The organism is Siccibacter colletis, from assembly GCF_000696575.1.
Lineage (GTDB): Bacteria > Pseudomonadota > Gammaproteobacteria > Enterobacterales > Enterobacteriaceae > Siccibacter > Siccibacter colletis.
Genome location: NZ_JMSQ01000001.1, coordinates 63,208 through 76,241 on the forward strand (window position 1 = coordinate 63,208; position 13,034 = coordinate 76,241).

The 13,034-nt window shown below is 58.4% G+C and carries 13 protein-coding genes; 9 read left to right on the top strand and 4 right to left on the bottom strand.

The features are described 5' to 3' along the window. Positions 1–58: 58 nt before the first annotated feature. The 7 genes from dksA (at position 59) to panD (ending at position 5,781) form a co-directional block, all read left to right on the top strand. Complete coding sequence (gene dksA, locus ET34_RS0100285; protein ID WP_012016093.1) at positions 59–514, top strand: RNA polymerase-binding protein DksA; 456 nt, start codon at positions 59–61, stop codon at positions 512–514. A gap of 63 nt (positions 515–577) precedes the next feature. After that, complete coding sequence (gene gluQRS, locus ET34_RS0100290; protein WP_031518495.1) at positions 578–1,477, top strand: tRNA glutamyl-Q(34) synthetase GluQRS; 900 nt, start codon at positions 578–580, stop codon at positions 1,475–1,477. A 55-nt stretch (positions 1,478–1,532) separates the two neighbouring features. Further along, positions 1,533–2,927 carry a polynucleotide adenylyltransferase PcnB gene (pcnB, locus tag ET34_RS0100295; protein ID WP_236633804.1) on the top strand — a complete coding sequence of 465 codons (1,395 nt, stop codon included), beginning with the start codon at positions 1,533–1,535 and terminating at the stop codon, positions 2,925–2,927. Next, complete coding sequence (gene folK / locus ET34_RS0100300) at positions 2,924–3,403, top strand: 2-amino-4-hydroxy-6-hydroxymethyldihydropteridine diphosphokinase (RefSeq protein WP_031518498.1); 480 nt, start codon at positions 2,924–2,926, stop codon at positions 3,401–3,403. Before pcnB ends, folK begins: the two co-directional genes overlap by 4 nt. Positions 3,404–3,537: 134 nt before the next feature. Beyond that, the gene (gene panB / locus ET34_RS0100305) at positions 3,538–4,332 is read left to right on the top strand and encodes a 3-methyl-2-oxobutanoate hydroxymethyltransferase (RefSeq protein ID WP_031518500.1); all 795 of its coding nucleotides are present in this window, start codon (positions 3,538–3,540) and stop codon (positions 4,330–4,332) included. 23 nt (positions 4,333–4,355) lie between these two features. After that, positions 4,356–5,210 carry a pantoate--beta-alanine ligase gene (gene panC, locus ET34_RS0100310; protein ID WP_031518502.1) on the top strand — a complete coding sequence of 285 codons (855 nt, stop codon included), beginning with the start codon at positions 4,356–4,358 and terminating at the stop codon, positions 5,208–5,210. Between the two features lie 190 nt (positions 5,211–5,400). After that, positions 5,401–5,781: an aspartate 1-decarboxylase gene (gene panD / locus ET34_RS0100315; protein ID WP_024548504.1), complete on the top strand. Its 381-nt coding sequence runs from the start codon at positions 5,401–5,403 to the stop codon at positions 5,779–5,781. A 64-nt stretch (positions 5,782–5,845) separates the two neighbouring features. Here the strand turns inward: panD and ET34_RS0100320 are convergent, their stop codons facing one another. The 3 genes from ET34_RS0100320 to ET34_RS0100330 form a co-directional block, all read right to left on the bottom strand. After that, complete coding sequence (locus ET34_RS0100320) at positions 5,846–7,093, bottom strand: polysaccharide deacetylase family protein (protein ID WP_031518504.1); 1,248 nt, start codon at positions 7,091–7,093, stop codon at positions 5,846–5,848. A gap of 135 nt (positions 7,094–7,228) precedes the next feature. Next, positions 7,229–7,999, bottom strand: coding sequence for an ABC transporter permease (locus tag ET34_RS0100325; RefSeq protein ID WP_031518505.1), 771 nt, complete (start codon positions 7,997–7,999; stop codon positions 7,229–7,231). Further along, complete coding sequence (locus ET34_RS0100330) at positions 7,996–8,922, bottom strand: ABC transporter ATP-binding protein (protein WP_031518506.1); 927 nt, start codon at positions 8,920–8,922, stop codon at positions 7,996–7,998. The genes ET34_RS0100325 and ET34_RS0100330 overlap by 4 nt, the downstream gene beginning before the upstream one ends. Positions 8,923–9,031: 109 nt before the next feature. Between ET34_RS0100330 and can the strand changes: the two genes are divergently transcribed. Then, complete coding sequence (gene can / locus ET34_RS0100335) at positions 9,032–9,694, top strand: carbonate dehydratase (protein ID WP_031518507.1); 663 nt, start codon at positions 9,032–9,034, stop codon at positions 9,692–9,694. 51 nt (positions 9,695–9,745) lie between these two features. Here can and hpt read toward each other — a convergent pair whose 3' ends face one another. Then, positions 9,746–10,282 (bottom strand): hypoxanthine phosphoribosyltransferase, encoded by a 537-nt coding sequence (hpt, locus tag ET34_RS0100340; protein WP_031518508.1) that lies wholly within the window; start codon positions 10,280–10,282, stop codon positions 9,746–9,748. Between the two features lie 205 nt (positions 10,283–10,487). Between hpt and ET34_RS0100345 the strand changes: the two genes are divergently transcribed. Further along, on the top strand, positions 10,488–12,884 hold the full coding sequence (locus tag ET34_RS0100345; protein WP_031518509.1) for a glucose/quinate/shikimate family membrane-bound PQQ-dependent dehydrogenase: 2,397 nt from the start codon (positions 10,488–10,490) through the stop codon (positions 12,882–12,884). Positions 12,885–13,034 lie beyond the last annotated feature (150 nt).

Sequence of the window (13,034 nt, forward strand, 5' to 3'; positions counted from 1 at the left end):
AGCGGCCTGATTTTTCCCCCGACATGGGGATCGATAGTGCGTGTTAAGGAGAATCAACATGCAAGAAGGGCAAAACCGTAAAACATCGTCCCTGAGTATTCTGGCCATCGCTGGGGTGGAGCCATATCAGGAGAAACCGGGCGAAGAGTATATGAATGAAGCCCAGCTCTCGCACTTCAAGCGTATTCTTGAAGCATGGCGTAATCAGCTCAGGGATGAAGTAGACCGCACCGTCACACACATGCAGGATGAAGCGGCAAACTTCCCCGATCCGGTGGACCGTGCTGCTCAGGAAGAGGAATTCAGCCTCGAACTGCGTAACCGCGACCGCGAGCGTAAGCTGATCAAAAAGATCGAGAAAACGCTCAAGAAAGTGGAAGACGAAGACTTTGGCTTCTGCGAATCCTGCGGCGTCGAAATCGGTATTCGCCGTCTCGAAGCGCGTCCGACTGCCGATCTTTGCATCGATTGCAAAACGCTGGCGGAAATCCGCGAAAAACAGATGGCGGGCTGATTCAGCACGCGCAGGTAACCACACGGCGGGAGCTTCTCCCGCCTTGTTTTTTTAAAGACCACCATGACCGCTTCCCAACCCTATACAGGGCGCTTTGCCCCCTCGCCGTCCGGTGAACTCCATTTCGGCTCGCTGATTGCCGCCCTCGGCAGCTATCTGCAGGCGCGCGCGCAGCGCGGTACCTGGCTGGTGCGCATTGAAGATATCGATCCCCCCCGTGAAGTTCCCGGTGCCGCAGCGACGATTCTGCGCCAGCTGGAACATTATGGCCTGCACTGGGATGGCGAGGTGCTGTGGCAGTCGCAACGCCACGATGCTTATCGCGAGGCGCTGGCCTGGCTGCGTAGTCACGGTAAGAGCTACTACTGCACCTGTTCCCGCAGCCGTATCCAGCAGCTCGGCGGCTACTACGACGGCCACTGCCGCACCCTCGGCCACGGCCCGGACAACGCCGCCGTGCGCCTGGTGCAGCAGCAGCCGGTGCTGAGTTTTCAGGACGAATTGCGCGGCGAGATCCACGTCAATGAGGCGCTGGCGCGCGAAGACTTCATCATCCACCGCCGCGACGGGCTGTTTGCCTATAACCTGGCAGTGGTAGTGGACGACCATTTTCAGGGCGTAACGGAGATCGTGCGCGGTGCGGACCTGATAGACCCCACGGTGCGCCAGATCGCGCTTTACCAGCAGTTTGGCTGGCCGGTGCCGCGCTACGTTCATCTGCCGCTGGCGCTCACCGCCGACGGCAATAAGCTTTCCAAACAAAATCATGCCCCGGGCCTGCCGACTGGCGACCCGCGGCCGATAATAATCAATGCTTTACATTTTTTAAACCAGAGGGTAACTAAGGAGTGGCAGGATCTCTCGCTGGAGGATCTGCTGGCCCGCGCGGTAGCGCACTGGCGTCCTGAAACTATTCCTGATGAAGCGCCGGTGAATCCGGCATTCTCAAACGCGCCGCTGTGAGCTATGATTAGCCGCTGTTTTTTGTCCCGAGAGTCTGACACTACCGAGGTGTACTATTTTTACCCGAGTCGCTAATTTTTGCCGTAAGGTGCTAACCCGCGAGGAAGCCGTGGTTGACGAGCCGCAAGCCCGGCCACAAATTACTATCGTCCCGCGCGAACAACACGCCATCTCTCGCAAAGATATCAGTGAAAATGCCCTCAAGGTGCTCTACCGCCTTAATAAGGCGGGCTATGAGGCCTATCTCGTAGGCGGCGGCGTCCGCGACCTGCTGCTTGGCAAAAAACCGAAAGATTTCGATATCACCACCAACGCCACGCCGGATCAGGTGCGTAAGCTGTTCCGCAACTGTCGTCTGGTGGGGCGTCGCTTCCGTCTGGCTCACGTGATGTTCGGTCCGGAGATCATCGAAGTGGCGACCTTCCGCGGTCATCACGAAGAGACCGCCAACGATCGCAACACTTCCCAGCGCGGCCAGAACGGCATGCTGCTGCGCGATAACATCTTCGGTTCCATCGAAGAAGATGCGCAGCGCCGCGATTTCACCATCAACAGCCTCTACTACAGCGTAGCCGACTTTACGGTGCGCGATTACGTCGGGGCGATGAACGATCTTGAGCAGGGCGTGATCCGCCTGATCGGCGATCCGGAAACCCGCTACCGTGAAGATCCGGTACGCATGCTGCGCGCCGTGCGCTTTGCTGCCAAGCTCGATATGCGCATCAGCCCGGAAACCGCCGAGCCGATCCCGCGTCTGGCAACCCTTATCAACGACGTGCCGCCGGCCCGTCTGTTTGAAGAGTCGCTGAAGCTGCTGCAGGCCGGTTACGGTTATAAAACGTATCTGCTGCTGCGCGAATGCCATCTCTTCCAGCCGCTGTTCCCACTCATCACCCGCAACTTTACCGAGCAGGGCGACAGCCCGATGGAACGTATCATCGTTCAGGTGCTGAAGAATACCGACAACCGCATTCACAATGACATGCGCGTTAACCCGGCATTCCTGTTTGCGGCGATGTTCTGGTATCCGCAGATGGAAACCGCGCAGCGTATCGCGCAGGAAGGCGGTCTGGCCTGGCAGGATGCGTTCGCGCTGGCGATGAACGATGTGCTGGACGAAGCCTGCCGCTCGCTGGCGATCCCGAAACGCATTACCACGCTTATCCGCGATATCTGGGTATTGCAGCTGCGCATGTCGCGTCGTCAGGGTAAACGCGCCTGGAAGCTGATGGAGCATCCGAAGTTCCGCGCTGCCTACGATCTGATGGCCCTGCGTGCCGAAGCCGAAAACAACGGCGAGCTGCAGCGTCTTACCCAGTGGTGGGGCGAATTCCAGGTGGCCGCGCCGCCGCATCAGAAAGATATGCTGAACGATCTGGATGACGAGCCGGCTGCCCGCCGTCGCCCGCGCCGTCCACGTCGTCGCGCACCGCGCCGCGAAAACGCATGACCCTCGTCTATATCGCCATCGGCAGCAATCTCGCCTCGCCGCTGGCGCAGGTTAACGCAGCGCTCGACGCGCTGCGTCAGCTTCCCGACAGCGAGGTGGTTGCGGTTTCATCGTTCTACCGCACCCCGCCGCTCGGCCCGCAGGATCAGCCCGATTACCTCAATGCCGCCGTGGCACTGAATACCCAGCTGGATGCCGAAACGCTGCTGGATCACACCCAGCGCATTGAGCTACAGCAGGGCCGCGAGCGCAAAGCCGAACGCTGGGGGCCGCGCACCCTCGATCTCGACATCATGCTGTTTGGTAATCAAACCATCGCGACGCCGCGCCTGACGGTGCCGCATTACGACATGCATAATCGCGGCTTTATGCTCTGGCCGCTGTCTGAGATCGCCCCGGCGCTGCGTTTCCCCGACGGCACCACGCTGCAGGCCCGGCTCGACGCCCTTAACGTTCCTGCACCCGCCCGCTGGTAGCTACCCCCCGGTTTTATCCTTTTCCGCCCTGTTCGGTTTATGTTTCAACAGCCTGTGCTGCCAGCGCCTTAAATTATTGTTTCGAGGGGTGCAGGTCATTAGAATGCCCCAAACCCCTGGCTTTCGGAGCTGTTATGAAACCAACCACCCTTTCCTGGCTGCGCAAACGCAAAGAGCAAAAGCAGCGTTTCGCGACCATCACCGCCTATGACTACAGCTTTGCGAAGCTTTTTGCCGAAGAGGGCATCAACGTCATGCTGGTGGGCGATTCGCTGGGAATGACGGTTCAGGGCCACGACTCCACCCTGCCGGTGACCGTGGACGACATCATCTATCACACCCGCGCGGTACGCCGCGGTGCGCCAGCCTGCCTGCTGCTCTCGGATCTGCCGTTTATGGCCTACGGTACGCCGGAACAGGCGTTTGAGAACGCGGCGGCGGTGATGCGCGCCGGGGCTAACATGGTCAAGATTGAAGGCGGCCGCTGGCTGGTGGATACCGTGCGTATGCTGACCGAGCGCGCGGTGCCGGTGTGTGGTCATCTCGGCCTGACCCCGCAGTCGGTCAACATTTTTGGCGGCTATAAAGTGCAGGGCCGCGATGACGTGGCGGCGCAGACGCTGCTGGACGACGCTCTGGCGCTGGAAGCCGCCGGCGCGCAGCTGATGGTGCTGGAGTGCGTGCCGGTCGCGCTGGCGCAGCGTATCACCGAGGCGCTGAGCATTCCGGTGATTGGCATCGGTGCGGGCAACGTTACCGATGGCCAGATTCTGGTCATGCACGACGCGTTTGGCATTACCGGTGGACATATCCCGAAATTCGCTAAGAATTTCCTTTCAGGGGCCGACGATATGCGCGCGGCCGTGCGCCAGTACGTGGCAGAAGTGGAGTCCGGTGCCTATCCGGGCGACGAACACAGTTTTCACTAACTCAGGTTCAGGGAGCAATCATTGTGCTGATTATCGAAACCTTACCCCTGCTGCGCCAGCACATCCGCCGGATGCGCCTGGAAGGGAAACGTATTGCGCTGGTGCCGACCATGGGCAACCTGCACGACGGGCATATGACGCTGGTGGAAGAAGCGAAAGCCCGTGCCGATGTGGTGGTGGTGAGTATCTTTGTCAACCCGATGCAGTTCGACCGCGCTGATGACCTGGCGCGCTATCCGCGCACCCTGCAGGAAGACTGCGAGAAGCTGAACAAGCGCAAAGTGGATCTGGTGTTCTCCCCTGCCCCGGAAGACGTCTACCCGAAAGGCACCGACGAGCAGACCTTTGTGGACGTACCGGGCATCTCCACCATTCTGGAGGGCGCGAGCCGTCCGGGCCACTTCCGCGGCGTGTCGACCATCGTCAGCAAACTGTTTAACCTGGTGCAGCCCGACCTCGCCTGCTTCGGCGAAAAGGATTACCAGCAGCTGGCGCTGATCCGCAAAATGGTGGCGGATATGGGCTACGACATTGAGATCGTCGGCGTACCGACCGTGCGTGCCAAAGACGGCCTGGCGCTCAGCTCGCGCAACGGTTATCTCACCAGCGAGCAGCGCAAAATCGCGCCGGGGCTGAATAAAGTGATGCATGACATTGCCGCCCGGCTGGCCGCTGGCGTGTGCGATGAAGAAGAGCTTATTGCCACCGCGACGCTGGTGCTGGACGAGCAGGGCTTTCGTACCGATGAAATCCATATTCGCGATGCCGCTACCCTCGGCGCGCTGACGCCGGAGAGCAAACGCGCGGTGATCCTGATGGCCGCCTGGCTGGGCCAGGCGCGTCTTATCGACAATATGAGCGTTGAGTTACCCCGCTAGACAGCCCGATTATTTCAGGCAATACTGCTGAGCCCGGCGCGCGCCGGGTTCAGCGCGCCGTTGCCTCCCGGCCTGTGGACATGCGGGGGACGATAGCCTGATGGTCAAATCAGGTATCGCAGCAGGGATGAACGAAGCGGAGCGGGCAGCGGCCCCTCTCGGATTGTATTTCGTCACTAAGGTTCAGACTATGATTCGCACAATGCTGCAAGGCAAGCTCCACCGCGTCAGCGTGACGCAGGCAGACTTGCATTACGAAGGTTCCTGCGCCATCGACCAGGATTTCCTTGAGGCGGCAGGTATTCTGGAATACGAAGCCATCGATATCTATAACGTCACCAACGGCAAGCGCTTTTCCACCTACGCCATTGCCGGTGAACGCGGTTCGAAAATCATTTCTGTGAACGGTGCCGCGGCGCACTGCGCAGACGTCGGCGATATCCTGATCATCGCCAGCTACGTCACCATGCCGGATGAACAGGCGCGCCAGTGGCAGCCGAAAGTGGCCTACTTCGATGCCAATAATGAAATGAAGCGTACCGCCAAAGCAGTTCCGGTGCAGGTCGCCTGACCGCTTCACCGCACCGCCTCTGCCAGACCCGGACAGCCATGCTGCCCGGGTTTTTTTATGCCTGCTAGCCCTGCGGCTGGTTACTGATAAGCTTCGCCATCGTCTCCAGCGAGTCCTCGCGCAGAATGTAGAGCCGTTTCAGCAGGAACGGGTTATCCCCCGGCTTCACTTTGCCTTTCACGGTAGTCACCGCCAGGTGGAACCCCGCATCGTTCGCCGCCTTTACCGCTTTGTCGTCATAGCCACCGAACGGGTAAGAGAGGTAGAGCACGTGCGGATTGAACTGGGACAGCGCGCGCCGCGAGCGCTCGAAGTCAAACAGGATATTGTGATAGCTGCGTGTCAGCAGCACCGGATGCCAGGGGCGATCGGTGCGATGCAGAAAGTGGGTGTGCGACTGCACGTCAAACACGTCCTGAATACTTTTCAGCTCGGAGATGCTCATAAACTGCAGCGACGTCGGGTCCCACTTCTGCGGATGCGCTTTGATGCGCGAGGAGATAATAAACGCCGTGGCGGTGAAGCCGTACTGTTTGAGCACCGGGTAAGCGTAGCGGCTCACCGACTTCAGCCCGTCATCAAAGGTGATCACCACGGCCCGCGCCGGAAGGTTCATGCGGTTACGCACGTAGCCCTCAAGCTGGTACATGCTCAGGGTGGTGTACCCCATATCGCGCAGCCAGGTCATCTGGTTGCTGAAGGCGCGAACCGAGGTGGTGGTTGAGGTGTGACGGAACCGGGTGTTCTCATCATCCTGCAGAATGTGATGATAGGTCAGCACCGGCAGGCCGCTGTCCTGCTGTGCATCGAGGCTACTGATGTACGCCAGACGGTTACCAATGCGCACCTGATACCAGGTCTGGTTCAGACGATCTTTCTGTTTGCCGATGATGGGGTAGCGCAGGTTATCCGCCAGCACGCCAAACGGTGCACTGCCGCTGTCCGGCGCGTTGTACACCGGCGTATCCTGGTGCGTCACCAGGTTCTGGTTACTGAGCGGTTTGTTGAGATCCCCCAGCCGGTCTTCCACGCGCTGTTTACCGGCTACCGGGCCGAGATGATCTTTATCGATAAAACCGGTGCCAAAACCGAAGCGAAACTCGTAGTAGTCCGCCGCCGTCGGCACCACCGCCACAATTTGCCCCTCTTCGATTTTCCCGACGGTAATGACCCGGTTGCCCACCTGGGCCCAGATATCGGCGTCTTCGGTGGTCTGCATATACTGTGCGGTAAGCCCTTCCCGACTGAGCAGGCTGGCGTGAGCGACACCCGTTGTCAGCAACAACAGGCAGAGAAAGAGGCGCGTTAACATAGCGGGATAATCAGGGAAGTGAACCGGAGGCGCATTTTAACAAAACCGTCATCAATACCAACGGTTAATTTGCGTACGACAGAAGAAAACACTCCCTCTGCCGGACAAACGTCTGGCCGAGGGAGTCAGGGAGCATTAGCTGCGCAGGCCGCGTCCGCGCTGGATCAGGTACCAGCACAGCGCATAAAACGCGACGATGAACACCACCAGAACGCCAACGGTGGTCACCAGCGGTACGTCGTTGATACCGAGGAAGCCGTAGCGGAAGCCGCTGATCATGTAAACGATGGGGTTGAGGTGCGACAGCGCCTGCCAGAACGGCGGCAGCAGCGACAGCGAATAGAACACCCCGCCGAGGTAGGTTAGCGGCGTCAGCACAAAGGTCGGGATCAGGCTGATGTCATCGAAGGTTTTGGCAAATACCGCATTCAGCAGACCGGCCAGCGAGAACAGCACCGCGGTCAGCAGCAGCGTCAGACCGACGAACAGCCAGGAGTGGACGTGGAACGGCACAAAGAACAGTGAAATCGCCGTCACCAGAATGCCCACGCACAGCCCGCGCGCCACACCGCCGCCGACGTAGCCGGTGATGATTACATGGGTCGGCACCGGAGCCACCAGCAGCTCTTCAATGTTGCGCTGGAATTTGGCGCTGAAGAATGATGAGGCCACGTTCGCGTAGGCGTTAGTGATCACCGCCATCATGATCAGGCCCGGCACGATGAACTGCATATAGCTGAAGCCGTGCATCTCGCCGATGCGCGAGCCAATCAGGTTGCCGAAGATGATGAAGTAAAGCGTCATGGTGATCACCGGCGGCACCAGGGTCTGGATCCAGATACGCATAAAGCGGTTGATCTCTTTCGCCCAGATGCTTTTCAACGCTACCCAGTAAAGCTGCATCATGCCTGGTCTCCTGCTTTCTCATGTACCAGCGTGACGAACAGCTCTTCGAGGCGGTTCGCTTTGTTACGCATACTCAATACCTGTACTCCCTGCGCGCTCAGCTGGCTGAACACGCTGTTAATGCCCTGCTCGCGCATCACTTCCACTTCAAGCGTAGAGGTATCCACCAGACGATACTGATAGCCTTCCAGCTTTGGCAGCGGGCTTTTCGCTGCCAGATCGAGGATGAAGGTCTCCGATTTCAGCTTCGCCAGCAGTGATTTCATCGAGGTGTTTTCCACCAGTTCACCGTGCTGAATGATGCCGATGTTGCGGCACAGCATTTCAGCTTCTTCCAGATAGTGGGTGGTGAGGATAATGGTGGTGCCTTTGTCGTTCAGATCCTTCAGGAAGCTCCACATGGAGCGGCGCAGTTCGATGTCCACCCCGGCGGTCGGTTCATCAAGGATCAGCAGTTTTGGTTCGTGCATCAGCGCCCGGGCAATCATCAGACGACGCTTCATGCCGCCTGATAACATTCGCGCACGTTCATTGCGCTTTCCCCACAGATCGAGCTGTTTAAGGTATTTTTCGCTGCGCGCAACTGCTTCACGACGCTCCACGCCGTAGTAGCCCGCCTGGTTGACGACGATCTGCTGCACGGTCTCAAACGGGTTGAAGTTAAACTCCTGCGGCACCAGCCCGAGCTGACGTTTGGCATTGACCACGTCTTTTTCCAGATCGTGCCCAAACACCCGCACCCGGCCAGAGGTTTTATTCACCAGCGAGCTGATAATACCGATGGTGGTGGATTTCCCGGCACCGTTTGGCCCCAGCAGGGCATAGAAGTCCCCGGCTTCGACCTGCAGGTCAATACCGCGCAACGCCTGAACGCCGCCGGTGTAGGTCTTTTTAAGCTGTTCAAGTTCCAGTGCTATTGTCATGGATTGTTCGCTTACCTTGTTCGCACAATTGTTGTGTGGTTTAAAAATAAATGGAGTTGACCTATATTAGCGCAACGCACTAATCAGGTTACAGGTTGTTAACACCTTCATGAAAGACATCGAAACGCTCATCAGTAATAATCAGGTCTGGTCCAAACTGCTGGTGGAAGAAGATCCGGGATTTTTTGAACGTCTCTCTCAGGCACAAAAACCACGCTTTCTGTGGATTGGTTGCTCCGACAGCCGCGTTCCGGCCGAACGTCTGACCGGCCTTGAGCCTGGTGAACTCTTTGTACACCGAAATGTGGCAAACCTTGTTATCCATACGGATCTTAATTGCCTGTCGGTGGTTCAGTATGCGGTGGACGTGCTGGAAGTTGAGCACATCATCATCTGCGGTCACTACGGCTGCGGCGGCGTACAGGCAGCGGTTGAGAACCCGGAGCTGGGCCTTATCAACAACTGGCTGCTGCACATTCGCGACATCTGGTTCAAACATAGCTCACTGCTGAGCGAACTCCCGCAGGAAAAACGTCTCGACACCCTGTGCGAGCTGAACGTGATGGAGCAGGTGTATAACCTCGGCCACTCCACCATCATGCAGTCGGCGTGGAAACGCGGCCAGAACGTGACCATCCACGGCTGGGCCTACGGTATTCACGACGGTCTGCTGCGCGACCTGCAGGTTACGGCGACCGACCGCGAGACGCTGGAGCAGCGCTATCGCAGTGGTATCGGCAATATTCAGCAGACACACTCCAGCCACAAATAACGCTGTAGCAACAGAAAAAGGGGCCGCGGCCCCTTTTTTTACGCCTGACGTTTACTCCGCCAGCGGCACCACTTTGCCGATGAACGGCAGGTGACGATAGCGCTGAGCATAGTCAATGCCGTAACCCACCACGAACTCGTCCGGGATCGAGAAACCGACGTACTCGACATTCACGTTCACTTCGCGACGCGAGGGTTTATCGAGCAGCGTGCAGATAGCCAGAGATTTCGGCTCACGCAGGCTGAGGATCTCGCGCACTTTCGACAGGGTGTTGCCGGAGTCGATGATGTCTTCGACGATCAGCACGTCCTTGCCGCGGATATCTTCGTCGAGATCCTTCAGGATTTTAACGTCGCGGGTGGATGACATACCGCTGCCGTAGCTGGAGGCGGTCATGAAATCGACCTCGTGCGGCACCTGCACTTCACGACACAGGTCGGCCATAAACATAAAGGAGCCGCGCAGCAGCCCCACCAGCACCATATCGCTGCCGCTATCGCGATAACGCTCCGTGATCTCTTTTCCCAACGCGGCGATGCGCGCTTTGATTTCGGCTTCCGGGATCATCACATCAACAGTATGTTTCATATAGCTAACCGTCTGAATAAAAATGTATTTTTCTGAGCTGCAGCGCAACGGCGGCGGGTCTCAAAACCTGAGCACGAGAGTATATCAGCAAAACCTTTTATCTGGCGATTTAGCACAAAAAGCTCTTTTTGTGATTAAGATCACACTTGTTAATAACTATAATTACTTGCTATCAAAAAATTAACAACGTTAAAAGAGTGTCTTTATGGCGGAAAATAAACCGGAAAAACAGTCGCTAGTCGTCAAAATTAGTGCGCTGTTTGCAGCTCTGTGTGGGCTCTATTTGCTAATCGGCGGTGTCTGGCTGGTGGCAATTGGTGGCTCATGGTATTACCCCATCGCGGGTATTTTAATGCTCGGCGTGGCCTGGCTGCTGTGGAAAGGCAAAGCAGCCGCGCTGTGGCTGTACGCTGCCGTACTGCTTGGCACCATGCTGTGGGGCGTCTGGGAAGTCGGCTTCGACTTCTGGGCGCTGACGCCGCGCTGTGACGTACTGGTGTTCTTCGGTGTCTGGCTGGTGCTGCCGTTCGTCTGGCGCAAGCTGCGCGTGCCTTCTGCCCGCGCCGTGCCTGCCCTGCTGGTTTCGCTGATCGTCAGCGCCGTGATTCTGTTCTGGGCCGGCTTCAACGACCCGCAGGAGATCAACGGCACGCTGCGTACCGATGCGACCGCCGCCGTCAGCAGCGCCCCGCCAATTGCTGATGGTGACTGGCCGGCCTATGGCCGCACCCAGGAAGGTCAGCGCTACTCGCCGCTTAAGCAGATCAACACCGAGAACGTCGGCCAGCTGAAAGAAGCCTGGACCTTCCGCACCGGCGATCTGAAGCTGCCGACCGACCCGGGTGAGATCACCAACGAAGTCACGCCGATTAAAGTCGGCGACACCCTGTTCCTGTGTACCGCACACCAGCGTGTCTTTGCGCTTGATGCCGCGACCGGGAAAGAGAAGTGGCACTTCGACCCGCAGCTGAAAGCCGACCCGTCGTTCCAGCATCTGACCTGCCGTGGCGTCTCTTACCACGAAGCGACGGCGCAGAATGCGAGCCCGGATGTGGTAGCTAACTGCCCGCGCCGTATTATTCTGCCGGTGAACGATGGCCGTCTGTTTGCCATCAACGCCGACAACGGCAAGCTGTGTGAGTCCTTCGCCAACAAAGGCATTCTCAACCTGCAGACCAACATGCCGGTTACCACGCCGGGCATGTACGAGCCGACGTCCCCGCCGATCATCACCGATAAAACCATCGTGATTGCCGGTGCGGTAACGGATAACTTCTCTACCCGCGAGCCGTCAGGCGTAATCCGTGGTTTCGACGTGAACACTGGCGAACTGCTGTGGGCCTTCGATCCGGGTGCGAAAGACCCGAATGCCATCCCGGCGGATGAGCATCACTTTACGCCGAACTCCCCGAACTCCTGGGCACCGGCGGCGTATGACGCGAAGCTGGACCTGGTGTATCTGCCGATGGGTGTGACCACGCCGGATATCTGGGGCGGCAACCGCACGCCGGAGCAGGAGCGCTACGCGAGTTCCATCATCGCGCTGAATGCGACCACCGGTAAGCTGGCCTGGGCCTATCAGACCGTCCACCACGATCTGTGGGATATGGACCTGCCGTCGCAGCCGACCCTGACCGACATTACCGACAAAAACGGTAACCAGGTGCCGGTCGTCTATGTGCCGACCAAAACCGGTAACATCTTCGTCCTCGACCGTCGCGACGGTAAGCTGGTGGTTCCGGCACCGGAAAAACCGGTTCCGCAGGGCGCGGCGAAAGGCGACTACGTCACCCCGACCCAGCCGTTCTCTGACCTGAGCTTCCGTCCGAAAGAGGATCTCTCCGGTGCGGATATGTGGGGCGCCACCATGTTCGACCAGCTGGTGTGCCGCGTGATGTTCCACAGCCTGCGCTACGAAGGCATCTTCACCCCGCCGTCCGAGCAGGGCACGCTGGTGTTCCCGGGTAACCTCGGCATGTTCGAATGGGGCGGTATCTCCGTCGATCCGAACCGTCAGGTGGCGATTGCCAACCCGATGGCGCTGCCGTTTGTGTCAAAACTGATCCCACGCGGTCCGGGTAATCCGATGGAGCAGCCGAAAGATGCGAAAGGCTCTGGCACCGAAGCGGGCATTCAGCCGCAGTACGGCGTGCCGTATGGCGTGACGCTGAACCCGTTCCTGTCACCGTTTGGTCTGCCGTGTAAGCAGCCTGCATGGGGTTACATCTCCGCGCTGGATCTGAAAACCCACGAGATCGTCTGGAAAAAACGTATCGGTACGCCGCGCGACAGCATGCCGTTCCCGATGCCGTTCCCGGTTCCGTTCAATATGGGTATGCCGATGCTGGGCGGCCCAATCTCTACCGCAGGTAACGTGATGTTCATCGGCGCAACCGCAGACAACTATCTGCGCGCCTTCAACATGACCAACGGTGAGAAACTGTGGGAAGCGCGTCTGCCGGCTGGTGGCCAGGCCACGCCGATGACCTATGAAGCCAACGGCAAACAGTACGTGCTGATTGCTGCCGGCGGTCACGGTTCGTTCGGCACCAAAATGGGCGACTACATTGTTGCCTATGCCCTGCCGGATGACGCGAAGTAAACCGTACGCCCGTCCGCTAAACGAATGTTAAGCGGACATTATCAGTACGCGACCCGCGGCCTTCTCTGAAGGCCGCTTTTTTTTTGCCCGCCGTTTGCCTCCCCTGCCCCATAAAAAAAGCCTCATCACTGAATGATGAGGCTTTTGCGC